The 22005-nt window shown below is 61.3% G+C and carries 28 protein-coding genes; 16 read left to right on the forward strand and 12 right to left on the reverse strand.

Features of this window, described 5'->3' with window-relative positions; translation table 11 throughout:
* Window positions 1-10 precede the first annotated feature (10 nt).
* Window positions 11-1183 carry a helix-turn-helix domain-containing protein gene (locus ACVENA_RS19855; protein WP_257546790.1) on the forward strand — a complete coding sequence of 391 codons (1173 nt, stop codon included), beginning with the start codon at window positions 11-13 and terminating at the stop codon, window positions 1181-1183.
* Window positions 1184-1240: 57 nt separating this feature from the next.
* On the opposite strand, the gene ACVENA_RS19860 is transcribed toward ACVENA_RS19855, so the two are convergent.
* Both ACVENA_RS19860 and ACVENA_RS19865 read right to left on the reverse strand, forming a co-directional pair.
* Window positions 1241-2368 carry a hypothetical protein gene (locus ACVENA_RS19860; protein WP_257546787.1) on the reverse strand — a complete coding sequence of 376 codons (1128 nt, stop codon included), beginning with the start codon at window positions 2366-2368 and terminating at the stop codon, window positions 1241-1243.
* Window positions 2369-2397: 29 nt separating this feature from the next.
* The gene (locus tag ACVENA_RS19865) at window positions 2398-2859 is read right to left on the reverse strand and encodes a hypothetical protein (protein ID WP_257546785.1); all 462 of its coding nucleotides are present in this window, start codon (window positions 2857-2859) and stop codon (window positions 2398-2400) included.
* Between the two features lie 233 nt (window positions 2860-3092).
* Here ACVENA_RS19865 and ACVENA_RS19870 point away from each other — a divergent pair, with 233 nt between their 5' ends.
* Window positions 3093-3584 carry an ankyrin repeat domain-containing protein gene (locus ACVENA_RS19870; RefSeq protein WP_257546783.1) on the forward strand — a complete coding sequence of 164 codons (492 nt, stop codon included), beginning with the start codon at window positions 3093-3095 and terminating at the stop codon, window positions 3582-3584.
* A gap of 140 nt (window positions 3585-3724) precedes the next feature.
* Complete coding sequence (locus ACVENA_RS19875) at window positions 3725-4135, forward strand: hypothetical protein (protein WP_257546781.1); 411 nt, start codon at window positions 3725-3727, stop codon at window positions 4133-4135.
* 46 nt (window positions 4136-4181) lie between these two features.
* Here the strand turns inward: ACVENA_RS19875 and ACVENA_RS19880 are convergent, their stop codons facing one another.
* The 6 genes from ACVENA_RS19880 to ACVENA_RS19905 all read right to left on the reverse strand — a co-directional run bounded on the left by ACVENA_RS19880 (window position 4182) and on the right by ACVENA_RS19905 (window position 8804).
* Entirely contained in the window at window positions 4182-4661 is a 480-nt protein-coding gene (locus tag ACVENA_RS19880; RefSeq protein WP_449326766.1) for a hypothetical protein, read from the reverse strand.
* A gap of 29 nt (window positions 4662-4690) precedes the next feature.
* Window positions 4691-5776 (reverse strand): DUF1176 domain-containing protein, encoded by a 1086-nt coding sequence (locus ACVENA_RS19885; RefSeq protein WP_257551555.1) that lies wholly within the window; start codon window positions 5774-5776, stop codon window positions 4691-4693.
* A 113-nt stretch (window positions 5777-5889) separates the two neighbouring features.
* Window positions 5890-6492 carry a hypothetical protein gene (locus ACVENA_RS19890; RefSeq protein WP_257546777.1) on the reverse strand — a complete coding sequence of 201 codons (603 nt, stop codon included), beginning with the start codon at window positions 6490-6492 and terminating at the stop codon, window positions 5890-5892.
* Window positions 6493-6506: 14 nt separating this feature from the next.
* Window positions 6507-7634, reverse strand: a complete 1128-nt coding sequence (locus tag ACVENA_RS19895) for a sensor histidine kinase (protein ID WP_257546775.1) — start codon at window positions 7632-7634, stop codon at window positions 6507-6509.
* 39 nt (window positions 7635-7673) lie between these two features.
* Complete coding sequence (locus ACVENA_RS19900; protein ID WP_257546772.1) at window positions 7674-8183, reverse strand: DUF4189 domain-containing protein; 510 nt, start codon at window positions 8181-8183, stop codon at window positions 7674-7676.
* A gap of 117 nt (window positions 8184-8300) precedes the next feature.
* Window positions 8301-8804, reverse strand: coding sequence for a DUF4189 domain-containing protein (locus ACVENA_RS19905; protein ID WP_257546770.1), 504 nt, complete (start codon window positions 8802-8804; stop codon window positions 8301-8303).
* Window positions 8805-9007: 203 nt separating this feature from the next.
* Between ACVENA_RS19905 and ACVENA_RS19910 the strand changes: the two genes are divergently transcribed.
* The gene (locus ACVENA_RS19910) at window positions 9008-9478 is read left to right on the forward strand and encodes a DUF4189 domain-containing protein (RefSeq protein ID WP_257546768.1); all 471 of its coding nucleotides are present in this window, start codon (window positions 9008-9010) and stop codon (window positions 9476-9478) included.
* 46 nt (window positions 9479-9524) lie between these two features.
* Here the strand turns inward: ACVENA_RS19910 and ACVENA_RS19915 are convergent, their stop codons facing one another.
* Window positions 9525-10208, reverse strand: coding sequence for a hypothetical protein (locus tag ACVENA_RS19915; RefSeq protein WP_257546766.1), 684 nt, complete (start codon window positions 10206-10208; stop codon window positions 9525-9527).
* Between the two features lie 147 nt (window positions 10209-10355).
* On the opposite strand from ACVENA_RS19915, the gene ACVENA_RS19920 reads away from it, so the two are divergent.
* From ACVENA_RS19920 to ACVENA_RS19935, 4 genes are all read left to right on the forward strand, one after another.
* On the forward strand, window positions 10356-11375 hold the full coding sequence (locus tag ACVENA_RS19920) for an SHOCT domain-containing protein (RefSeq protein ID WP_449326767.1): 1020 nt from the start codon (window positions 10356-10358) through the stop codon (window positions 11373-11375).
* Window positions 11369-12088, forward strand: a complete 720-nt coding sequence (locus tag ACVENA_RS19925) for a tetratricopeptide repeat protein (RefSeq protein WP_257546762.1) — start codon at window positions 11369-11371, stop codon at window positions 12086-12088. Before ACVENA_RS19920 ends, ACVENA_RS19925 begins: the two co-directional genes overlap by 7 nt.
* Before the next feature lie 26 nt (window positions 12089-12114).
* Window positions 12115-12450 carry a hypothetical protein gene (locus ACVENA_RS19930; protein WP_257546760.1) on the forward strand — a complete coding sequence of 112 codons (336 nt, stop codon included), beginning with the start codon at window positions 12115-12117 and terminating at the stop codon, window positions 12448-12450.
* 83 nt (window positions 12451-12533) lie between these two features.
* Window positions 12534-13361 (forward strand): hypothetical protein, encoded by an 828-nt coding sequence (locus ACVENA_RS19935; protein ID WP_257546758.1) that lies wholly within the window; start codon window positions 12534-12536, stop codon window positions 13359-13361.
* Between the two features lie 59 nt (window positions 13362-13420).
* Here the strand turns inward: ACVENA_RS19935 and ACVENA_RS19940 are convergent, their stop codons facing one another.
* On the reverse strand, window positions 13421-14461 hold the full coding sequence (locus ACVENA_RS19940) for a hypothetical protein (RefSeq protein ID WP_257546756.1): 1041 nt from the start codon (window positions 14459-14461) through the stop codon (window positions 13421-13423).
* Window positions 14462-14754: 293 nt separating this feature from the next.
* Here ACVENA_RS19940 and ACVENA_RS19945 point away from each other — a divergent pair, with 293 nt between their 5' ends.
* The 3 genes from ACVENA_RS19945 to ACVENA_RS19955 all read left to right on the forward strand — a co-directional run bounded on the left by ACVENA_RS19945 (window position 14755) and on the right by ACVENA_RS19955 (window position 17253).
* Window positions 14755-15258 (forward strand): hypothetical protein, encoded by a 504-nt coding sequence (locus ACVENA_RS19945; RefSeq protein ID WP_257546754.1) that lies wholly within the window; start codon window positions 14755-14757, stop codon window positions 15256-15258.
* 87 nt (window positions 15259-15345) lie between these two features.
* Window positions 15346-15843, forward strand: a complete 498-nt coding sequence (locus ACVENA_RS19950; protein WP_257546752.1) for a DUF4189 domain-containing protein — start codon at window positions 15346-15348, stop codon at window positions 15841-15843.
* Window positions 15844-15855: 12 nt separating this feature from the next.
* On the forward strand, window positions 15856-17253 hold the full coding sequence (locus tag ACVENA_RS19955; RefSeq protein ID WP_449326768.1) for a hypothetical protein: 1398 nt from the start codon (window positions 15856-15858) through the stop codon (window positions 17251-17253).
* Between the two features lie 14 nt (window positions 17254-17267).
* Here the strand turns inward: ACVENA_RS19955 and ACVENA_RS19960 are convergent, their stop codons facing one another.
* Window positions 17268-17753, reverse strand: coding sequence for a hypothetical protein (locus ACVENA_RS19960; protein ID WP_257546748.1), 486 nt, complete (start codon window positions 17751-17753; stop codon window positions 17268-17270).
* A 214-nt stretch (window positions 17754-17967) separates the two neighbouring features.
* Between ACVENA_RS19960 and ACVENA_RS19965 the strand changes: the two genes are divergently transcribed.
* Window positions 17968-18858: a LysR family transcriptional regulator gene (locus ACVENA_RS19965; protein WP_257546746.1), complete on the forward strand. Its 891-nt coding sequence runs from the start codon at window positions 17968-17970 to the stop codon at window positions 18856-18858.
* Here the strand turns inward: ACVENA_RS19965 and ACVENA_RS19970 are convergent.
* The gene (locus tag ACVENA_RS19970) at window positions 18846-19085 is read right to left on the reverse strand and encodes a DUF2274 domain-containing protein (RefSeq protein WP_449326769.1); all 240 of its coding nucleotides are present in this window, start codon (window positions 19083-19085) and stop codon (window positions 18846-18848) included. The two genes, ACVENA_RS19965 and ACVENA_RS19970, sit on opposite strands and share 13 nt — an antisense overlap.
* Before the next feature lie 12 nt (window positions 19086-19097).
* Here ACVENA_RS19970 and tnpA point away from each other — a divergent pair, with 12 nt between their 5' ends.
* The 4 genes from tnpA (at window position 19098) to ACVENA_RS19990 (ending at window position 22001) form a co-directional block, all read left to right on the forward strand.
* On the forward strand, window positions 19098-19454 hold the full coding sequence (gene tnpA, locus ACVENA_RS19975) for an IS66-like element accessory protein TnpA (protein WP_052182212.1): 357 nt from the start codon (window positions 19098-19100) through the stop codon (window positions 19452-19454).
* The gene (gene tnpB, locus ACVENA_RS19980; RefSeq protein ID WP_006963110.1) at window positions 19451-19798 is read left to right on the forward strand and encodes an IS66 family insertion sequence element accessory protein TnpB; all 348 of its coding nucleotides are present in this window, start codon (window positions 19451-19453) and stop codon (window positions 19796-19798) included. Before tnpA ends, tnpB begins: the two co-directional genes overlap by 4 nt.
* A gap of 62 nt (window positions 19799-19860) precedes the next feature.
* Window positions 19861-21393, forward strand: coding sequence for an IS66 family transposase (gene tnpC / locus ACVENA_RS19985; protein ID WP_449326736.1), 1533 nt, complete (start codon window positions 19861-19863; stop codon window positions 21391-21393).
* Window positions 21390-22001: a plasmid pRiA4b ORF-3 family protein gene (locus tag ACVENA_RS19990; RefSeq protein ID WP_037513771.1), complete on the forward strand. Its 612-nt coding sequence runs from the start codon at window positions 21390-21392 to the stop codon at window positions 21999-22001. The genes tnpC and ACVENA_RS19990 overlap by 4 nt, the downstream gene beginning before the upstream one ends.
* The last annotated feature ends 4 nt before the right edge of the window (window positions 22002-22005 follow it).

Here is a 22005-nt window from a genome sequence, read left to right on the forward strand (position 1 = left end):
GCATATTTCGTTGAGCGGCACCAACCCATGGATCGAACGACACGCCGGCGTGTCGTTCGATCCATGGGTTGGCATTCGCGCTGTTCGGTTTGTCGATTCATCAGGTGCCATCGTCGATGGCAGTATTGACAGGCCCGGTCCGGCCGATTTGGAAATCGGCCATAGTTTTTTCGGAAATTTGCGGGGCAACGTCTTCATGGGATCGATTTTGCAGTTTGGCGTAAGCCCACGGGATCCGAACCCGGCCAATGTCGATCCGTCAGTCGTCTACGGCGCTGCATTCATGTGTGCGTCGCTCGCATTCTGCCTCAAGTCACTCCTTGCCTCCCGACTGGGTGCGACCACCGATTTTTTCGCCATCATCGGAAATGCAACATGCGGATGGTCATGGCTGGCAACCCGGTCGCTCTTCCGGCGCGAGGCCGGGCGCCAGGGTCTTTGGCCGCTTGGAGCCGTGCTGCTCGTCATGACAGCCTCTGCGACGACATCGTTCATTCCAGTGGACGCAATGCCGCTTCGCATTCTGGATAATCTGGCCAGACTTGGCAGCTCGGCCATGTTGTTGCTGGCCGTGGCCGAACCGTTGCTGGATCTGCGGGCCCAGGGCGACCGGGTGGAGCGGAAGTTCCGCATCCTGTATGCGGCAGGTTACGTCGCGATTTTGGGCGTAGCGGTCCTCGCGGTGGACGGAGCCCCGCCAGATTCGTTTGCATCCCAATTCAGCGTCCTCATCAAGGCTATCTGTGCAATCGCAGCGGTTTGCGGGTACGGATTGGCGCTGAACCACCGCAGGCAACATCCGCTCGAAACTGTCCAGACCCGCCCGAACCGCAAGCAGATTACCCCGGACCCCAAGCTGGGCGAGCAACTGATCAAACTCATGGGCGAGAACCATTTGTACGTGGAAGCGGACCTGCGCGTCGCTGATTTGGCGAGGCTGGCAGGAGAACCGGAATACAAGGTCACCCAATGCATCACGGGCACGCTGGGATTTCCGAATTTCAACCAGATGGTGAACAGCTATCGCATTGAGGAGGCAAAGCGGCGCCTGGTTGACCCGGCCCTTTCCCACCTGCCGATCCTGACGATAGCGCTGGACTGCGGATTTGGCTCAATCGGCCCGTTCAACAGAGCCTTCAAGGCCGACACCGGCATGACACCCCAGGAATTTCGTCGCCAGTGACACGCCCATTGCGGGCCGAGGCGGTAGTCGTCCACCCGTTGAAGGATGGTGACCCGTTCAGATTTTATGCGCGTTGCCCTTTGACAGTCGCCCGGGGATCGTCGGTCGGCCCGGTATCGACAGCCTTGCCTGATCGCCATCGATCGACAGGAACAAACAATCATTATCCCGAAAATTCAGACGGCGCTCGACGACGCACAATTTGCCTTCGCGTTGCACCAGCCACTTGATCGGAACCGCCGCGCCCCCGCCCCGTTTGGCCCGGCCCGAACCATCGCGCATGAAGTAGATGATGCTGTCCGTGCTGGCCTGCCGGTCTGCCGCTTTCAGCAACAAGCTGTGGTTTACCAACGCATCGGCGGTCTTGCGTGCGGCCGCTTCGGCCTGGTGCGACAAGTTCCGGGCATCACCCGGCAGCAAACGGGCATTCAGGGGGCCTGCCCGGAGGTGATGAAACGTCACCAGATCGCCGGCGATCGCGATGCCAGCACAAAATTCCTCCTTCCACCCGCCGCCGCTCAGACAGAAGCGATCATCGCTGTCACGGAAAGACCAGCGTTCATCCGGCTGAAGCACCCAGTTATCGAAATCCGGCTGTTCATTATGGGCGCGTCTGGCCGTTCCATCAGCCATGAAATAGTGCGCGCGGTATTCCCGCCCGCCGCCTTCGGGAATGAACACGGCCGTATTGCCGATCAGCCTACGAATGGCCGCCTTGCCGCTGACCGGCGGCGCTGATGGCCTTGCAGGGTCAAGCCGCCAGGGGTCGCCTTCCAGCATCCGACCGGGCCAAGCCGGTCCGCCCGCCGGAGTCAATGTCGCCAGCGAGCCTTCAAGCGCGAGTTTGCCGCAATCGCCATTCCAGGCCTTGCGCCCCGGATCCGTAATGCAGAACTTGCCGTCCGAGAAACTCGCCCAGCGGATGGCGCGAGCCGTGCCAGCATCATCGGGCCTGCGGGTAATCGCCCATCCGGTGCCGTCCAGATCCACGAACACGCCCGTTTCGGCGCCCGGCTGATCGGCCCTGGCATAGACCAGCGTGTTGCCGATCAGGGCGCGAACAGCATCGTGTCCGGCCAGCGCGTGCCAATCTTCCTGGGCGTTCGCGGCATAACTGGCGATTAGCGAAACACCCAACAAAGCCGCACCGACCATGGCGGAAAAGCGAGTGCGAAAAATGGTCACTATCGACTACCTCGAAGGTCGCTGCGATCCTATATAGCCGGGAGTGTTGAGACAGACACCGACTGCGCCTTGCCGCGCCTGAACCAGACATAGATGGTGTAGGACTTGTTCCGACCACACATGACGTCGGTCGATTGCAGGTAGCCTGCGGTCTCATCTTCACTATCGGCCCAGTATCGCGTTGCCAGTCCCGTGCTGGCTAGGACGTTGCGTGCGGCGCTGGCCTGATCTTCATCCCGGTGCAGGCCGAACGGCCCGGCACCGCGCGTGCCGGAGCGGAGATTGACTCGCTTGTCGATAACCATGCCATCCTCGATCAGATACTCCGTCGAGGCACCATTATTGTTCAGCGAAAAGCGGCACTCCCCGCTGAGTGGTGCGCGACGGTTGCATTCAATCGGGTGATAGCCGCGGGGCATCGCCCGCAATTTCGAGCAGATCGGCAAACCGCCGAAATCGCTGGCACGCGTGGCCAGTGCTGGTTCGGCCATCAGGGATATTGCGATGCACATTGCTGCCAATCGTGAAAACTGCATGACGCCGCACCCCGCTACCCGCACCGCGAAACTGAATAGCCTGGCAGGTGATGGTGCACATTCCTGACGATGTACCGGTATGCCGCTGAGGTCGCCGACACGATAGCTGCGATGCTAGACCATGCTGCATGGATAGATTCAGGCCGCGCAAGCGTAGAAGGCGCAAAACGCTTTTCGGCTGCTTCGCCATGGTTCTGCTCATCTCGGCCTGCGCAGGCATTCCTTCGGGTCGCGAAGGAAACCATGACGCGGGTGCAGCGCATCTCCACGCTGTTACCCGCGTCGGCACCCCATCGGCTTTGGCCCGCCTGATGAATCACGGCGCCGATCCCGATGCGCGTGAACCGGAAACTCTGCGCACACTGTTGGAGACAGCAATCCTGGCGGGGCGGGGCGATCAGGTTTCTACTCTGCTCAAGGCCGGTGCCAATCCGGACCTGACCGATAGTGTCGGCAATACCGCCTTGCACATTGCAGCCCAGACCAACCAGCCGTGGATGGCGCTTGCACTGCTGAAAGCCGGCGCCAAACCGGGTATCCGCAACGCGCAGGGCAAGTCATTCCTGACCTACCAGTTCCTGATGCGCGATGATCTGCTGTCTCAGAATGCACGCGAGGGTAAACAGGAAGTGATCAATTGGCTCAGGTTGCATGGCCTTGCGGCAGAACCCTGCTGCTGACATCACTCGTTTGCTCCGTTCACGTTGGAGCAGGCCTTTCCCCAAACGGACACGCATCGACCGGGCTTGCCGCCCAGCCGGCATGGACCGGAGATCTCGGTTATCCGGAAAGAATGCACACAACTGCGGGGAATGAGATCATGAGCACCTGGAGTTATGTAACTATAACATTCAAGGAGCCGCTTCTGAGCCAGGACCGCCCCGAGCACGAAAATCGGGTGCTTCACATCAACCTTGGCGAGCTTGGGTTCGATTCCCACGGCGTTGCCTTGGTCCACCGCTTCGACCTCCCGCTGGTCTCGCAACCATCGGCACTTGCAGACTGGTCACGAGAGATCACCGAAGGGGAGTATATCGATCTTGTCGGACCACCGGACATCGGGGCGCTGCTGGCGAAGCACCAGGGTTTGCGATGGATGATGGACTGGCGCAGCGAACTCGGCCACGAGAACCACTATGGCCAGATCGAGACAGTTTTTCAGCTCGTTTCCGAATTCCAGCGCGGTAATCAGCCCTTACGCTATCAGTTGACAGTTTCCGATATGGGGTGATGGTCATGCGCACATGTCCGGCAATGCCGTGGCTCCATTACCAGTCCTATGGCAACGGCTCGAAGCTCTCGCTGGTGAAGCCTTGCGCAAGCTGCGAAATCAGCATCCGGCCCCGGCATTCATAGGCATGTTCTTCCCAGTTCGCGCGATATTCGATCTGCCCCAGATCGGGCCTGGGCCATCCGTTCACGGTCCAGATCTTCGCCGCATAGCGCGCGCGGTTCCGCCCCAGGCTTTCGACACCCTTGCTGATCGCCTCGAGGGTTATCGTCTGTCGCGCTCCATCCGTACCGATCGTCTCGGGCTTCGGCGTGCTTGCGTCATCGGCCGCAGCCTGGCGCAGAAAATCCAGGCAGGCCTGTTTGCTCGCCAGACGTTCACGCGTCTCGGGCAATGCTGTATAACCGCTCGCCATGGCAAGCGACGGGCACAGGACAAGCGGGAGCGCGAGCAAGCGGCCGTTTACCTTCAATGTTCCATCCTCCAGCACGTTGCGACCGTCGCATCTAGCAGGATGATGAGACATCGCCGCAGCATCGCAGCGTACCGGTACATTCAGCGGTGTTGGTCGCGCACCGCCGTTTCGCGGCGGTAGACCGTGATATAGTCGATGCTGCCCCGGCAATCGCCCATGTCCGCCTCTTCGACGAGAATGAACTGCTCGCCGTCCCAGGCGAAGGCCTGCTCCTGGCCGCAATCACCCAATGCCCGCCCGCGCCCGAAGCTGTGCAGCCGTCGTTCTTTGTGGTCCCAGTATGATGAGACCACTTGTGGAGGGGCGAGCGCGGGATCTCGTGACATCAGGCGGACCGGCGCGGAGCGCACGGCACCGTCGTTGCCAAGGAGGAACACATAGCCCTCGCCGTTGTAGGGCGCACAATTGGCGAAGAGGAGCAGCATGGTGGTGCGGGCGTCCAGCCGTGCGAACATGACGTCAGGAAGCCCGCAGGGACGGTGATCGCAGCGATATTCCTGCTGGAGTTCTTCAAGACTGCGACCAGTCAGCTGGGTCGGCGGCAGGTCCGAGGGCGGCGGCAGGTAAACCGGGGGTTCGGGAATCCAGGGTGGAACCAGATAGGCGGCTGCCGCGCCGCGCGCGATCAGGGCCGTAACGTTGCTGGTCCGGTGCTGCTCTGTATCGATGTACCGCATGGCTGCTGCCAGCCCGCGCAGGGAAATGGTCGCCATAACGCCCCTCTTGCCATCCAGGACTTCCGCCGTTTCGCCTTTGCCCAGGGCTTCGATCAGCCCATCATCGGCCGGGATGGGGAGACCATCGCCGGCCAGCTTCGCGGCATCGCCTTCAGCCCATGTCCGCCGAACGAGGATTGCGCCGCCCTTATCTTTCACCAGCACTTCGCGGGCAGATGCTGGTTCCTGCCCGGCTTCGGGTTCGCACAGATAGCAGTCGATCAGCCGCAGGCGTGGCAGATCATGCATACCGCCGCCGCGCCGCAAGGACAGGTTGAAGGAATTGTCGGCGATGGGTTCGTCACTGGTAGCGACCTCCTCCTCGGTCGGTTCGGGAAGAAGTGTCGTCGCATGGCAGGCGTGCATATTGTCGCAGCCCACGGTCCAGTCCCGGTAGGTTTGCAAGGTGCCGATCGGGCTGGTCAGGGCGGCGGCGGCCAACAAGGACATCAGCACGGTTCATCTCCTGTCAGCACAGGAGGATGGTTTTCCACTCGCTGTTGTTGCCCGCCAGTCGCCATGATGCACTGGTACAGCACAGGGGCAGTGCAGTTCAGGCCCGCTTAGCCTTCCTCCATCCCGCATGCGGCAAGACCGATGCTGTCCTCCCAATCGACCAGTAGAACCCGCTGCCCGGCGGCGGCGATGGCCTTGTCATCGCGCACCCCCCGCCCAGTCAGCAGGTTGACATCGCATCGTCCGGACTGGCCATGATCGATCGTATCGTAGAACGCATAGGTGAAGCCGGCGACGATCAACTCGCCCTTGCGCCAAGCCAGCGTGTAGGTCCGTTCCCAGTGACTGCGGCCGAACCCGGTGTTTTGGGTGTGGACCGTGATCGACCGTTTTTGAAGGATGGCAACTTCGGGCTGCTGGCCGGCACTGCTCGTCCCCCAGAAGCGGGCGGGCAGTTCGATCGTTTTGTTCAGGGCCGGCACCCCGGCATTACGCAGATAGACCACGATCCCTACATCAGACCCTTCGCGACCTTCCGGTAGGGTCAGCGTCACCAGGTCTTTTGAGCCATCGCCATCGATATCGCCCATCGCGGCATCGATGATGACATCGTTCGCGAGCGCCGGCGCGGCATGGCAAAGCAGAGCACCTGCAGCGATGCACAGCGCTGTTGCTATCTGCCGCCGTGCGGCAGGCCGGTTTTCAGGCATGAGGCTCCTTCCTGTCATGCAGTTCGCCATGGCAGTTCCAGCGACACCTTGAACCGGGCTTCGCCCACGGGGCCGGATTGCATGGCGCAATCGTCCTGAAAGCGGGCACGCAAGCGATCGGCAACATTCTTGAGGCCAACGCCAACGCCTGACGGCCTCGCCATCGCCGCCTCGTATCGAGGCATGTCGTTTTCGATCACGATGCACAGGCGGTCATTCTCCCGGCGGGCCTGCAGCGATATCTCGACCTTGCCGCGCGTCATGCCGACGCCGTGCTTGAGGGCATTTTCGATGAGCGGTTGCAGGATCAGGCTTGGCACCAGCGCTTTCGCCGCATTCGGGTCCATGGCGATGGAAAAGCGCATGCGGTCGGAAAATCGCTCGCGCTCGATGCCCAGATATTCCTCCTGAAGCGCGATTTCGTCGGCGAGCGGCACATCGTGAAACGGATCGAGCGCCAGGGTGGTCCGCAAGAAGGTTGAAAGCGACAGCACCATGCGCTCGGCCTTTGTGGCAGCGCCTTCCTCGATCAGCCCGGCAATCGAGTTGAGCGTATTGAACAGGAAGTGCGGGTTCACTTGATAGCGCAGCGCGCGCATCTGGGCGCCCAGAGCTTCTTCCCGGATTGCCGCCAGACGTACCTTACGATCATTCAATTCGAATGCGAAAAGCAGGGCTACGAACTGGCACGACCAGCCGAACAGGAACCCCCAGGAAATCACGACAAGCCCCCCGAAGTTATCAAGCGAGCCCGGCTCGGGCGGAGGTGTTCCCAGAAGGGCCGGGTAATAGGTATGCGTTCCGGCCCAGAGTGCCGCTCCGACCAATGTCAGTGCGAATGAGGCAAGGAGCAAGAACGGCAGGGAATCTTCGGACGTTCTGCCCCTTATCAATCGTTCATGCAGGACGTAGAGCAAATAGGAGATGATCGCGGAAAGAATGATGATGGAGGTGAATTGAACCAACCTGAGCAATATGAAATTTGTCGATATCTCATCTACAGACGACAAAAATGACAAGACTATTATTATAAGGACCAGAAGATAAAATCCACCAAATCGCAACGTCGCGATCCTAAGCCCTCGCGAATTTGTCCGGCCGTTTGTGAATTTTCCATCCGAAATCATGCCGTCCAGATTCATGATCGGTCCCTTGTGATGCGCCGCTTGCGTGACGCCATTCTAGCGCACGCGTTCGGGGTAACTGCAGCCTGTATAGTAGATCTTGCAGTCCCCGGAATATTTCGAGCATGAAGCCATCGCCTGCCGTTCTGCTGTGGCGATGTTCAAGGCCGAGTACGAGATATTGCCATTAGAACCCCAAGCGAGAGCGATGCATTGGTCATGGTAAGCCAGGCTCAATTTGCAGGCCGCGCCGCCCGCGTCCCTACTGCACTGGCTGAGCGCCTCCTTTATGGCCTTGCCCTTCGAAGACCATCCGGTCGAATAACCGAATGCCCCGTTGGTCACGGCCACCGCGCCCCATCGCGTTGTCCAGCGCGGCCCGGAGTCCTCTTCCTCTTCATCCCGGCCGCCACCCATCGGCGCGCAGCCCTGCCAGCCCGCGTTTCCACCACCGATGGGAAAGTAGCCGTCGGGGCAGCCCCCTTCGGCCAAGGCCGAGCCTGGCTGGAGCAGGAAAGCCGCACCGGCAGCAATTCCAAGAGCCAAGAGGCAGAGCTTTGAATTCATGACGGACGGACTCTTGAAATTGGCCTCGCCTTGAGCGGGGTGATCCTGCGGATCGGGTCTGCTTTTTCCGGCAGGCTTGGCCGCGAACGCTGATTTACGCGTTCGAAATTTCGCATCTCAGTCTACCCGGACAGGAAGACTGCAAGCCGAATAGTATAGCTGGCAGTCCGTGGTGTATTTGCTGCAGCTGGCCACGGCCATCCTTTCGGCATCAGCCTGATCTGGCGACCGAAACGCCAATGCTCCGCTATCGCCCCAGGCAAGTGCGACGCATTGATCATGATACGATCCCTTGATCTTGCACTGGGCACCAGGCGTTGATGCCCGGCAGCGCTGCATCGCGATGCGTTCGGCCGTTCCTTTGCTTGTGGCATTTTCAACCGCGCCAAAAGCACCTTTCCCCGTGGCGATTGCGCCCCACCGCGATTTCCACTGCGGACCTGGATCTTCATCCCTGCCGCCACCCATCGGCGCACAGCCCTGCCAGCCGCCATTTCCACCCCCGATGGGGAAGTATCCGTCTGGACACCCTCCTTCAGCGCGCGAAGGCGCGGCAAAGAGCAATGCCATACCGACAAGTGGAGAAGCGACTACCGCACTCCAGAAAAGGCGCTGTTTCATCAGGAGGTGCCTCGCAAAATCGGGAACTCCCTCATTTGACGGGCCGCGCGCGGCTTGGACAGCCTGACCGGTGTACCAGTACCCAGGGGGCGGATGACATGCACGCCCGGCGGCGCCATGCGATGGTCCAGGCAAATGAGGGATATTGGCCAATGCGAGTCTGTCGGATTTCCACGCTATACCGCCCTCTGGCCTTGTGCCTGATGCTCTGCGGTGCCCAATCGGCCCAGGCGCAATGCCGCATCGGCTCGGGGCCTGATTTCGGAGACGGCATACCTTATTGTTCGGAGTTGGAACCGGAAACGCCGTACGAGCCATACCAGCCATACAATCAATCTGGGTATCCAGATGATCTGCCGCCGAACCTGCCATCGCTGTGGGGCGCGATCGCAATCGATCCTGAGGCTGCGCACGGCGGTGTAGGTGTCGCAGCGTACATGACAAGCGAAGCGCTTGCTGAAGCCAGAGCCCTGAAGAACTGCCGGGAAACTGGCGGCAGCGAGACTTGCCGGATTCAGTTCACCTATGCCAATCAATGCGCCGCCATCGCATCAGGCGAATCCTCTCTCTCTGTGGCGAAGGCAACGACGCAGAAGTCCGCTTCGGAACTCGCGCTTGATTCGTGTGGTGAAAGAACGACGAACTGCAAGATTGTCTACGCAAACTGCTCTTAGGCTGAGCGCATCTGGATGATTTCGACAGTGAAATCAGGTCGCAGTGCTATCTGCGCCAGCGTGTATCAGCTTCCAATTGCCAGCAATCCTTGGTCGGCCAGAACAGCAATTGCCCGTCCGCATCGGGATGCGTTCCGGGCGGGAGTGGCTCGCCGTCCGGGCCGATGATGTTGCCGAGATCGTCGCCGCCTTCCGATTTGCCATCGTAATGCACGCGCGCCCATTCGACCGCGAATTGCTCGGACTGGCTCTCGTTGAACTGAAGATCGAGATATTCGTCTTCATCACCGGCCACTTTCGGCTTTGCCGGCTTGTAATAGTAATCGACCTGGCGAACCGGGTAATCGTCATAGGCCGCGCGGGCGACCTTGCGAGTGGACAGGATTTTGCCTTTGCCGCCCAGCACGCTGACCTCGATCATCGGCGCGCTGTATTTTTGCCTTACCACCTTCGACACTGCCATTGCCGTGAACAGCGTTTTGAAATCCCGATTGGCGCAAGCGGTACGCGCCATTTCAAGCGCATTGCGATCGAGTTGGGGAAGCGGGGACGGAGCAGGCGTGGCGACCGGCGGCGCGGCTTGCACCGCGGCGTGGCCTTGCTCCGGCTTACCACTCTCGCCGCCCCGCTCAGGCCCGGCTGCGGCGCTGCTCGCGTCGCCACAGGCGGACAGAGCCAACAGGACAATGCCGCTTAGTGCCATCGCATTTGGCACAAGTCTGATCCGCACGATCGATACTCCCCAGCAAAGGCCGGATCATATCTTGCAAGCCGCAAGGGAAGCGAAGGCCAAAGGCGTACCGGTACGCCGCGCCCTCCTGTCCAGGGCAGGTCTCTCGTCTAGGTTGGCTGCGCGGCTGCGACGAAATGAGGAACTATGCCTGCCGATGACGATCTTGCCCGCCTTGAACGGCTGGTGCGGCTTCGCGAAACCGGAGCGTTGAACGAGGAAGAATTCGAACGCGCAAAGGCCCTGCTGTTTCAGCGCGACGGGGCGCCGGCTCCAATTGCGGATGCGGATGACAATAACGCACAGCCCCCGGCGCTGGATGATGCTGTGCCGCAAAAGGCCGGAAAGCGGCGCTGGCCCTATGGGCTGGCCGCTTGCCTTGCCCTCGCGGGCGCTGGCGGCTGGGCGCTAGCGCAGTGGAGCAAAGTGCAACCGCAGGAGGCCGCTGCGGCGAACGCCGGTCCCGCCGGAATTCGTTCATCGGCGGCATCCGCGCCGGCAGCGGCCCCACAGCCGGCGCCTTCCCTCATTCGCGCCCTGCCTGCGCAGCGCCAGGTCGATCTGGCCTTCGATGCGGTCTTTGGCTTGAAGGAGCGGGAAATTCGTGTGTCCGAGGGGGCTGTCTATAGCTATGCCAAGGGCAAGGTGTTCTGGGCGGACTTCGGACCTGTCCTGATCGTGGAAGGCAGTGGAGAGCCTTATCCGCTCGCGTTGGGAACCCTGGGCCTGTTCTATCTTCGGGAAATGCCCGGACCGAAGTTCGAGGAAGTCCGCCGCTGGCCCGATGCCGTGGCGGGTGGCACGATGGGCAATCCGCCCCAATGGAAGATCCGGACCGATCTCGCAGACCGTCCCGTGATCGAGGCGACCGGCGGCGGTGTCTGGCAGGGCTATGGCTGCGACACCACGACGCTGACGGAACTGACGGCCAGCGGCCCCCAGCTGCTCGCCACGTTCGCTTCCAGCTACAGCAGCGAAGGCGCCGAAGGCGATGCCGGCCAGACCTATGACGGCGCCATCGTCAACGTCGTGCGCGGCCGTTCCTTCGATGTCCGCTTCACCGGCACGCGGACCATCACCCAGCGCTTCGTCCGCAAGGGAGGAGAATACGTCCGCGTTCCCGGCAAGGACGAGGAAATGAACGAAAGCGTGATCCCGACATGCTGATCGCGCTGCTCATGGCCCAGGCCCTCACCATTCCGGACGACACGCCGAGCCATCAGCTCATTCAGGAGCAGATCTGCGCCGGGGAACAGGCAAGCGTGCAGGCTCTGGCGCTTGAACTCGCCAAGGCGGGCGATCCGGAGGGCTTCATCGGGCTTGGCTGGCTGGAAGAGACCGCCCGTCCTGCCTCGCCCACGCGGGCCTACGCCTATTATCTGGCGGCAGCCCAGCACGGTTCGATGCGGGCGCAGTGGAAGGTCGGCGTCATGCTCGACACCGGACTAGGCGTGCCTGTCGATTCAAGAGCCGCTGCTTACTGGCTGCGCAAGGCAGCACACCGGAATTTGGGCGCTGCCTGGGCAAGTCTTGGACTATTGCGCCTGCAGGGGCGTGGCGTGGCGAAAGACCGGTTCGGCGCGCGGCGCGCCTATTTCAACGCCATCCGCCATGGCGATCCGCATGGCTTTGCCGGGATCGGCGCGCTCTATTCCAGCCGCTCCGACAAAAAAAGCGATTATCTGCGGGCGATCGCCTGGTACCGCGTTGCCGCAAGCCAGGGCGATGACATCGCGCAGACGAAGCTGGATGCGCTTCCCAGGCTATCGCCTGAAGAAGAGACTTGGGTAAACCGCCGTGCGGAGACAATCCGACGCCGGCATCCCATTACCATCGCTTGGGTTGACGGGCCTTGCGCAAGTCCCCGGGCGCCTCGTTAAGGGCGCCGACGCCGGGGAAGCATCCCATGTTTGAATCCGAAATATTCGGAGTGAACGTCAATGTAGGACACCTTGTGCTCGCCGTTTTCGGCCTTGCCTTCATCACCACCTGGGCTCTTGCCCATGTGACCACCTTGAAGCCGGCCATGCTGGTGATCGTCGCCGTGCTGATCACGCAGGTTCTCGCGGCACTGCTTCTTGCGCTGCTGCGTTCACGAACCGCGCAGCCGGTTCATGATGCGCAAAGCTGGATCGCCCATGCCCTGGCCTACTTCAACGTCATCATGTTCTGGCTGCTGTGTCCGATTTTCTCGGCGCCGGCGTCAATTTTTCTGGCACTGTGGCTGAAACGCTCGAATTAGACGTACTGGTACACTGGAGCCGTATCGCGATGCGTGAACACGTGGCATCCAGTTTGGTGGTTTGATTTGCGTAGAGTTTTTTCATGATGCCCAATCTGGTTGTTTCGTTTGGATCGGTGCCGATATCCCGGCGACAAGGCGCCAGCATTGCCGTTCTTCTGGCAGCTTTGGTGGGCGCGGGAAGCGCAACTCCAGCCTGGGCCTGTTCGGACCTGCCCAACATCTGCGCAAATAACCAGCTTGCGTGGGAGCAAAACATGGAAATGGCCCGGGAATCGGCACAAAGCTATGCTGATCAGCGCGATGCGGATCGCAACGGGGGTGGACCTTCGCGGCCCCCGCCGCGCGACCCGATGGACATCAAAATGGATCTGGCAGCGGGTAACATATTTGCGCTGCACGCCATGGCCACCGACGAAATCGAGAAAATGAAGCGCGATCCGGAAATGGGTCCGATCATTCGCGGGAAGTGGGACTTCTTCCAGGACACCAACGATGCCGCCCCGGGCGAGTATTGCGCCGCGCTCTACATGAACATGGCGGGCATGGTCAGGATGTCTGGCCCCGGCGGCAATTATCGCGGTGCGCTGCTGACCTTCTGGGGGCCGAATATCCCGCAACCCGAGAAGGTCCGCTGGGTCAGAGTGACGCTCAGGCAGGTCGTCAACAACGATCCAAACAATTCAAGCACCCAGACCGTGCGCGCCTACAATTATACCGAAACGCGCGTCAAAGGCGTCGGGGCAATCGCTCTTGCTGTTCCGTCCGCCGATGCGCTGCTTGACAACATCAGTGACCATCTGGACTTCAAGCTCGAAATTGATGGCAAGGAGGTGCAGGCCATCGGCGTTCACAGCGGCCTGTCAGCACGCGACAACCTGAGGCAATGTATCGCCAGGCGGAAGTCATAAAGAGCTGAATCGCTCGCGCACGATCGCGGTCACAGTAGCTGTGTGGCCAACGGCCAGGATCAGTTTCCCAGGCAGCGAGGATCGTCCTTGCTGATGAATTCCAGCCGTTCGACAAATTGGAAGCCGACAGGCGTCTTTTCCGACGCAGGGAAGGCAATTTCCAGACGGCTGTTGCTTTCCCGGCCCAGTTCGACGCTCCAACTGCCGTCTTCGCGCACGCCGGGCTCGGCGTAAGGCGGCCCCACACCTCGGCTCTTGTAATAGATGATCCGCGTTTCATGGAGCAGGCTCATCGGATGCTCCTCACGATCCTTCGGGTCCACCCGGACCATCGGGGTACTCGGGCCGGATATTGTGATCCTGGTCCCGTCGTGCGTGAGATAGGATATTCCATCTCCCAGCGGTTTCCATGGCCGCAGAAGGCTTTCGTCCGGTTCGACGCGAAACCCGATGCCGCCCTGGCAATGATAGCCCGGACCGACGAATGGCTTTGGCGGATATAATGCGATCAACCGCCCGATTCCGTAGCTTTCGAAGCCGGCTTTCTCGGCGGCGGCCGCATCGCCAAACGGCTCGGAAGCGAAGGACAAAGGCCGGACACAGCCTGCCTCACCAGCGGCGGCGAGCCGCAGGCGGGACAGAATTGTCCGGTCGGAAGCCGATCCGTTGAACGCGGATGAACCGACAATCGCGCCTTCGCTCCTCGTGGATTTGGGGTAAACCACATAGCGGACGCGATCCGCGGCAAGAGTGGGCTCGCTCACGTCGGAAGGCAAAATGCCCGCATAGGGGTAGGCGACAAGTCCCTCTCCGAGAGCAAGGGGGTCCCCATGCCGTCCTCGCAAGACAGGATCACGCGCCGGGATCGCTGTGATGACGACGAGATAGTCGTCGTTGATGACGCGCAGAACGGGTCCGAGCACATGGATGCCCTCACCATCTAGAGCGTTGATCGCCAAGCCTGCACTGCACAGGTGAAGCGGCCCGCGGGCACCGAACTCCGGAGTCCGCAGACGGACTATCCCCGGCGGGAGCTGGGGCAGGAGCGGGGGTGTTTCCGCCGCCAGATAGAGCAAGCTCAGCAACATGGCGGATTTCACGGCAGTCGGCTCCCTGAAGGAAAATGAGGAGCCCCCATGCTTCCGCCTCGCACCGGTGCGAACAAGGGTCGGCAATGCACCGGTACGCATTCGGCCCGAAATCGACGTGCTGCGTACCGGTACACCATGCCGCTTCGTTCGCGCCTCAATCCTTGGCACCTTGCCGCAGATCATGACTCGGGGTTTGGAATTTGTGGATGTTTGGGCAAGAGTCCCAATGGATGAGGTGCGATGCCGATAGTACGGCGGAGATGATCGCAGCAGTGCGATCTTCCAGACTGCGAACGGCACTCATGCTGATCGGCACTACCGCATCGGCCATGCTGCTTGGCGGCAACGCCCCAGCACGCACGCGGGCAACGCTTGATGTGCGCGACCGGGTCGGCGAGATCGTGCAGTCGGCCACAGGTACCGACCGCGCGGTTTATGTGCCGATCGAGCCTCACGTTATTCTGCCCCGCTTCCTTGGGACATGGGCAACGCGCGGCGGGAAGTGCATTGGGCAGAACTACACCAATCGTATGGAACTTCGCCCGAACCTGGCGATCATCGCGGGGCATGCTCTCGCGGTTCAGGAGGCCTTTGCCGAAGGCGGCTCGGAACGCGACGAGGGGGACGATCTGGGCGCTGAACGGGCGCAAGACCATGCCGGCACCGGTGATATGGTCGTGGGCCTGCTCCGTTCGGGGGAGACGGAAATGCGCCATATCCACTTCTGGTTCTCATACCGCACCGGACGCCTGATCCTCGAAGAGGTTGGCAAACCGAGGAGGGCCTATGTCCGCTGCACCATCTGATCTTCGCGCGTCTTGCCCCACACGAATCCCGGCCCGTGGCCTCGATTTGGCAAGTCCAGCAACAAGGTCTGTGACGGATCTTGTACCATGACGCGATATTTCCCGATGTTCGTGCTTGCGGCGGCGATTGTCTTCCTTGCAGGCCCGCATTCGGCAAAGGCCCAATATGCGTGCCCGCCAGGCTACGCTTCGATCGGTGGTGGGCAGGACGCGGGCGGATTCTATGGCTGCGCCCCAATCGAGCAGGACGACCAACCGGATCAAGCCCCTCTCTGGGAAGATCGGTGGGGAGCGGTCGCCATCGCAAGTGGAGCCTATGGCACTGCAGGCGGCTGGGCAACTGAAGCAGAGGCAATGTCTACTGCGTTGAAGGAGTGCGCTGCGCGTTTCGGCTCCGATTGCACAGTCAAAATGACCTACACCAATCAATGCGCCGCGCTTGCCTGGGGGGATGGTAACTACACGATAAGCCGCTTCCCTAAAAGATCGGCTGCCAAAGCAGATGCGATGAAAGGGTGCAGCGAGATCACCCGGAACTGCAAGATCCTCTACTCTGATTGCTCTTACCCTGAGCAGGTGCGATAAGGCGGCCCACCCGTGTCGAACACTGTTCGTGATATGGAAATGAGGCAGCGGGCGAAACGTCAAGCGTACCCTGTCCTGACAAGGGTTGCTCTCGGCCTTTGCCTCTTGAGCCTGATTTCTCCTGCCTCGGCATTGGCGTCTCCTGGCCGAACTGAGGCGCCGCGAATTCCTCCCACTCCCGTAGCTGCCGCGCTGCAAGCATGCCGATCCAACGCGTTCGACAGCTTTTTCAGGCTTTACGTCCAGTTTCCCGAAGTCAGAGCGCGCTTCACGGCGAGCCGGATCCATAGCGCATCGCCAGATGCTTCCTCGGGCTTTGTTTCCGGGGCGGAATTCCTCGGCAGGTTTCCGCTTGTGGTGCATGGCTGGAATTATGCGTTCGCCGGTGCCTCTGCGCCGGGTGAAACACGCCAATATGTTCTGGCGCGCACCCGCCATCCGTCCCGAACCGCCTGGCATGTGGACTGGATCGCGGCGAAGTTCGATACGAGTTCTGCGAACGGCAAATGGATCGGGGTGCCCGTGGAACTGACTGGCGTGCCCATGCGCCTCGATTTCGTGGCCACCGATGACGGCTGCTGGCACCTGACCGAGGCGGTGACGGCGCCGAAGGACACGCCGTTTCAACCGGGCATCCAGAGCCTGCATTGCGCCGTCCGCATCGATGATGCCGATCGTTACCGGTGGGAGCTGCGGCGCGTCGAAAGCCGTCTGGACGATCACCCCGACGACATGGGCGTTGGCCGGGATCTGGCGGCCTGCGCGAAACTGCATGGCATGATCGAGGCGGCAATCCGGGATGATCCCGACCTGACCCGCCTGAGCCGTGCCATCACGCACAGGCTGACGGCGCTTGGTGCACGGCAAACCTCTGCCGCGCGCTCAGCCCTGGCGCTTGACCAGCAACGGTTCCAGCGCAGCCTGATGCGTGATCAAAATATCCTGCTGGACGGCTCAACGGAAAATCGTGACCTTCACGACGATCTGGCCGGTCGCCTTGCCTCGCGGCTGGACATACTCGGCCGGATCAAACCCCGGCAAAACGATTTCTCCGGCTCGTGGAGCAATGTCAGCGGGACAATCGATATCCGCCACCAGCAAGACGACACCTATGAAGTCGATGCGAGCCTGGCCGACCCGTATTTCCTTGGGTGGACCTGTGAATTCGATGAGGCCATGCCGCGAAGCGGGAACATGTTGTCACGTACTTACCCGCTCGGCGATTCACTTCGCCTGATCCTGCAGGACGGCATCCTGGTCGTGGAGCAGGAAGATGCGGGCAGCGATTATTGCGGTGCCGGCGGCAGTCTGAGGGGAGCCTATTTCCCCTCGCACCCCAGACCGGAATTGCCACCGCAAAGCCCGATCTTTGAAAATTTCGAAAACAGTGCGGCGAACGGTTCGGCATGAATCGAACGAGACCGCTAATTTCGCATGGCCGTCTGCAATTGCGAGATAAAGTCTTCGAAATGATCCCGGCCTTCGAAGAAGCGCTGTGTTGCCTTCGTCGTTCCGGCGCCATGCTGGATATGAAGAATGCGCGAACGCTTGTCGGCCTGCAGGGCCAGGCCCGTGATGTCGGCAAATGGAATTGCCATCCCCTCGCAGGATAGCAGCGAGGCAGGGATCGAAACATGGTCTGACGCAATGACGATGCATCGATCCGGCATGAGCGAGGCCCGGAGCGCCATGGTCGCCTGGATGACCAGCCAGAACGAGCCGAGCGCCAGCAGGATGAAGAACATCTTCGAGCCGCCTGGGCCGAGATTGATTAGGCTGCTGATGACCACCTCTCGATCTTCATAAACGGTGGCGTAAATCCCCACAAACGCGCATGCGAGGAAGCCGCAAAGCGCGAGCAGGGCCTGATGGAGTTTCGGCTTGTACGAATAGGAATGGATTGCATTCATTGAGCTTGGAACACGCCGTCGAGGAAGATGAGATCGTATCCTGATCTGTTCGACGTTAAGGCGGCAGCCGACAAGTGGCTGCGTTGTACCGGTACGGCCCGGTTGTTGACGCAGAGAGCTAATCTGCTCACCAAATAAGTGTCGCTACAGGTCAATCACCATAGATTTGGCCTTAGAATATAAACTGTTATGCGACATCGAAGGAGGTGAAAATTTGGAACTGCGGCAACTTCGCTATGCCGTGGCAACTGCTGACGCAGGGAGCTTTGCACGAGCAGCCGCATCTCTTAACGTGAAGCAGATTACGCTGAGCCGGAGAGTCCAGCAGCTTGAGGACCGTCTCGGTGTAAAGCTTTTCAAGCGTTCTACGCGTGGTGCCGAGATCACTGAGAATGGCCACCCGTTCATCGAGCAGGCCCGTCGCATCGTGACCGATGTCGATAATCTGCGAACCACCGCCTGCAATGTAAGCTATGGCCTGCAAGGTCGGATTGCGGTCGGCTACTGCGCACCGCTTATGGCGGGGAACCTCCGTTTGGCGATATCAGACTACCTGACCAGGTTTCCCGATGTACAGTTCGATGGCGTCGAAGCTGGTTCAGAGAAGCTGTTCCATGGCTTGCAAGCGCGCACGATCGATGTTGTCGTTGCGCCGATCGGGTTTGGCGAAGAGGGTATTAAATCCCGCGCCATCTGGTCAGAACGGCTATACGCCGTCCTCCCCTCCGATCATCCGCTGTCTGAGCGACAGCCTATTTACTGGCCGGACCTGCGCCGGGAGGTATTCGTCGTACCCGCGGGTGGACTTGGTCCGATATTCGCCAATCTGATCGCAGCTCGGCTGACCGAGCAAGGTAGACGCCCGAACATCATCCTGCAGGACACGAGTCTCGAGAGCGTTCTGAGCATGGTGGCCGCCAAGCGCTACATTTCCGCCGCGACCGAGGCCTCGCAGGGTGTCGCGTGGACGGAACTGCTATTCCGTGAAATCCATGATACCACTGGCCCAGCTCGCCTCGAATACGCGCTCTACTGGCGCGAGGGGAACGAAAATCCTGCGCTTCAACGATTCTTCGAACTGATCGAGGAACGCTACCCTGGCTGAGAGGCTCGCCGCCCCTTGGCATAACTCCGGTCAGTCGCGATGAACCGCTCGATCATCGGCGGGATCAGCCGTTCGGGAGGCGGCGCCCCCTTTGCCTCTCCGTAACCGTGGTGTGAAGGCCGCCTTGCGGGACGGCGTTCCGGGGTGCTGATAGCCGCTCTTTGCGAGGAGCGGTGATGAGCGAGGATATCGGAGCGGCGGGAGCGAGTGCTCTTGTGACTGGTCATATGAGTGATCGTATGAGCAGTCGGATCGCGGTCGTTGGCGGCCGTCGCCGTTGGTCGGTGGATCAGAAGCTGTCGATCCTGCGCGAGGCATTTGGCCCCGACGGCTCGGTCTCGGCGACATGCCAGCGGCACGCGGTCGGCAGCGGGCTGCTCTATACGTGGCGCCGACAGGCCCTGGCTGGCGATCTGACGGGAGCGAAGCGCACGCCGGCACCCTCGTTCGCCGAGGTGGAGGTGTCCGTTCCGGCCCCGGCAACGGCAGGCAGCGGCCAGATCGGGATCGAGCTGCCGTCAGGCGTGCGGCTCACCGTCGACGCGGCGGTCGATGCCGATGCGCTGGCCCGGGTGATGTCCGTCCTTGCCCGATGATCCCGTTACCGCCGACGACACGGATATATCTGGCCTGCGGCGCCACCGATATGCGCAAGGGGTTCGACGGCCTCGCGGTGCTAGTGCAGCAGGTGCTGGAGAAGAGTCCGCACTCGGGCGCGCTGTTCGCGTTCCGCGGCAAGCGCGGCGATCTGGTCAAGCTGCTCTGGTATGATGGCCAGGGCCTGTGCCTCTTCTCGAAGCGCATGGACCGTGGCCGGTTCGTCTGGCCGATCACCAAGGCGGGCAAGGTCAGCCTCACCGCGGCGCAGCTTTCGATGCTGCTCGAAGGCATCGACTGGCGGCGTCCCGAACGCACCGCGGCACCCTTGCTCGCAGGGTAAAAAGCGGCGGATTATCGTTAGTTTTACTGGCATTGCGGAGCCTGTTTTGCTAGGCATCCGGGGTGTCGGAACCAGCCTCTTCCATCATCGACAAGGACGCCCGGATCGCCGAGCTCGAAGCCGCTCTCGCGGCCCGCGACACGCTGATCGATACCCTCCGTCACCAGCTTGCGCAGCTTCGCCGCATGACCTTCGGCCAGTCGTCGGAGAAGCTCGCGCTGCAGATCGAGCAACTCGAGCTCGCCCTCGAGGAGCTCGAAGGCGAAGCCGAGGTCGCGGATAGCCGTACCGCCGACAGAGCACCCGCCGAGCGACCCTCGCCGGTGCGCGCTCTGCCCGATCATCTGCCGCGCGCCGAACGGCGGATCGAGCCCGAGGCCGGCAACTGCACCTGTCCCGATTGCGGCGGCGCACTGCGCCCGCTTGGCGACGACAGCGACGAGCAGCTCGATATTGCCCCGGTCCAGTGGCGCGTTATCCGCACCGTGCGGCCCAAGTATAGCTGCCGCGCCTGTGAGAAGATCGTCCAGGCACCGGCGCCAGCGAAGGCGATAGCACGCGGTAAGGCGAGCTTTGCCACGCTCGCCCATGTCGTCGTGAACAAGTTCGATCATCATCTCCCGCTTTACCGCCAGGCAGAGATGATGGCAGCGCAGGGTATCGACATCGATCGCTCCACCCTCGCCGGCTGGGCGGGCCAGGCCGCGCATCTGCTCGACCCGATCGTCAGCCGCATCCGCGAAGAAGGGCTGAAGGCCGCCAAGCTGCACACTGACGACACGCCGGTGCCGATGCTCGTGCCCGGCAAGGGCCGCACCGCGCAGGCACGGCTCTGGGCCTATGTCGTCGATGATCGCGCATCGGGCGCCGCAACCCCGGCACTCGCCTGGTATCGGTTCACCCCTGATCGCAGCGGCATCCATCCGCAGAGCGAGCTCAGATCGTTCACCGGCCTTCTCCAGGCCGACGGCTATGCCGGATATGAGAAGCTCTATGAAGGCAACCGCATCCGCGAGGTCGCCTGCTGGGCACACTTTCGCCGCAAGATCTTCGAGTGCCACCAGACGAGCCCGACGCCGCTTACCACCGACCTGCTGACACGTATCGCCGGGCTCTACCGGATCGAAGAGGATGTGCGCGGCCAGCCGCCCGATATCCGGCGCCGACAACGACAGGAGCAAGCCAGGCCGCAGATCGATGCGCTTCGCGGCGCGATCGACGACGCCCTGCGTCGTCTGTCGCCCAAGTCGGCGATGGCGAAGGCGCTTGCCTATGGCCGCAAGCGTTGGGATGCGCTCACCCGCTACATCGATGACGGCATCGCGGAGATCGACAACAATATCGCCGAGCGCGCGATCCGCGCCATCGCGATCGGCCGCAAGAACTGGCTGTTCGCCGGATCGAAGGCTGGCGGCGAACGCGCCGCTGCCACCTACTCGGTCATCGAGACAGCCAAGCTCAACGGCGTCGAGCCGCAGGCCTATATCGCCGATGTCATCGAGAAGATCGCATCGGGCTGGCCCGCCTCCCGCTGGGACGAGCTCATGCCGTGGAACTGGACAGCGCAAAGCGCACCCGTCAGCATGGCGGCATGACCGACCAGATCGCACGGATTCGCATAACGCTCGAAGACATGAAGCCCGCCATCTGGCGCCGTGTCGAACTTCCCGTCACCAACAGCCTCAAGACCCTGCACCTCGCGATCCAGGCCTGCATGCTCTTCGAGAACTACCATCTGTTCCAGTTCGACATTGGCGATGCCGCCTATGGCATCCGCTTCGATGATGACGATGCTTTCATGGTCCGCACCCGCGACGCCGCCCATATGCGCATCAACAAGCTCGTCGAGCGCGGCATAACCAGCTTCACCTACACCTATGATTTCGGCGACAACTGGCGACATCGTATCGAGATCGAAGAGATCTCATCCACCATTCCCGGCACCAATTACCCCCGCTTCGTCGATGGCGAACGGCGAGCCCCGCCCGAAGATGTCGGTGGCACACCAGGGTTCGAAGAGTTCCTTGAGGCCATGTCCAAGCCGCGTCATCCCGAACGCAAATCCATGATCGAATGGTATGGCCGACCCTTCGACCCCGCCGATATCAGCCCCGACGAGATCAGCGCACGCATGGCAAAGCTCGCCAAGCGAAGGGCGCAGGGAAAAGCCGCCTACGCCGACGCTAAATCCCGCGACAGCTAATCGA

This window comes from Sphingopyxis sp. 550A, assembly GCF_053569535.1.

Bases quoted from the DNA above. Each gene is read 5' to 3' on its own strand.
- ACVENA_RS19865 (WP_257546785.1), bottom strand. From the start codon at position 2,859: ATGGCCGAACCAGCACTGGCCACGCGTGCCAGCGATTTCGGCGGTTTG.
- ACVENA_RS19870 (WP_257546783.1), top strand. From the start codon at position 3,093: ATGGTTCTGCTCATCTCGGCCTGCGCAGGCATTCCTTCGGGTCGCGAA.
- ACVENA_RS19875 (WP_257546781.1), top strand. From the start codon at position 3,725: ATGAGCACCTGGAGTTATGTAACTATAACATTCAAGGAGCCGCTTCTG.
- ACVENA_RS19880 (WP_449326766.1), bottom strand. From the start codon at position 4,661: ATGTCTCATCATCCTGCTAGATGCGACGGTCGCAACGTGCTGGAGGAT.
- ACVENA_RS19885 (WP_257551555.1), bottom strand. From the start codon at position 5,776: ATGTCCTTGTTGGCCGCCGCCGCCCTGACCAGCCCGATCGGCACCTTG.
- ACVENA_RS19890 (WP_257546777.1), bottom strand. From the start codon at position 6,492: ATGCCTGAAAACCGGCCTGCCGCACGGCGGCAGATAGCAACAGCGCTG.
- ACVENA_RS19895 (WP_257546775.1), bottom strand. From the start codon at position 7,634: ATGAATCTGGACGGCATGATTTCGGATGGAAAATTCACAAACGGCCGG.
- ACVENA_RS19900 (WP_257546772.1), bottom strand. From the start codon at position 8,183: ATGAATTCAAAGCTCTGCCTCTTGGCTCTTGGAATTGCTGCCGGTGCG.
- ACVENA_RS19905 (WP_257546770.1), bottom strand. From the start codon at position 8,804: ATGAAACAGCGCCTTTTCTGGAGTGCGGTAGTCGCTTCTCCACTTGTC.
- ACVENA_RS19910 (WP_257546768.1), top strand. From the start codon at position 9,008: ATGCTCTGCGGTGCCCAATCGGCCCAGGCGCAATGCCGCATCGGCTCG.
- ACVENA_RS19920 (WP_449326767.1), top strand. From the start codon at position 10,356: ATGCCTGCCGATGACGATCTTGCCCGCCTTGAACGGCTGGTGCGGCTT.
- ACVENA_RS19925 (WP_257546762.1), top strand. From the start codon at position 11,369: ATGCTGATCGCGCTGCTCATGGCCCAGGCCCTCACCATTCCGGACGAC.
- ACVENA_RS19930 (WP_257546760.1), top strand. From the start codon at position 12,115: ATGTTTGAATCCGAAATATTCGGAGTGAACGTCAATGTAGGACACCTT.
- ACVENA_RS19935 (WP_257546758.1), top strand. From the start codon at position 12,534: ATGATGCCCAATCTGGTTGTTTCGTTTGGATCGGTGCCGATATCCCGG.
- ACVENA_RS19945 (WP_257546754.1), top strand. From the start codon at position 14,755: ATGCTGATCGGCACTACCGCATCGGCCATGCTGCTTGGCGGCAACGCC.
- ACVENA_RS19950 (WP_257546752.1), top strand. From the start codon at position 15,346: ATGACGCGATATTTCCCGATGTTCGTGCTTGCGGCGGCGATTGTCTTC.
- ACVENA_RS19960 (WP_257546748.1), bottom strand. From the start codon at position 17,753: ATGAATGCAATCCATTCCTATTCGTACAAGCCGAAACTCCATCAGGCC.
- ACVENA_RS19970 (WP_449326769.1), bottom strand. From the start codon at position 19,085: ATGACCAGTCACAAGAGCACTCGCTCCCGCCGCTCCGATATCCTCGCT.
- tnpA (WP_052182212.1), top strand. From the start codon at position 19,098: ATGAGCAGTCGGATCGCGGTCGTTGGCGGCCGTCGCCGTTGGTCGGTG.
- tnpB (WP_006963110.1), top strand. From the start codon at position 19,451: ATGATCCCGTTACCGCCGACGACACGGATATATCTGGCCTGCGGCGCC.
- ACVENA_RS19990 (WP_037513771.1), top strand. From the start codon at position 21,390: ATGACCGACCAGATCGCACGGATTCGCATAACGCTCGAAGACATGAAG.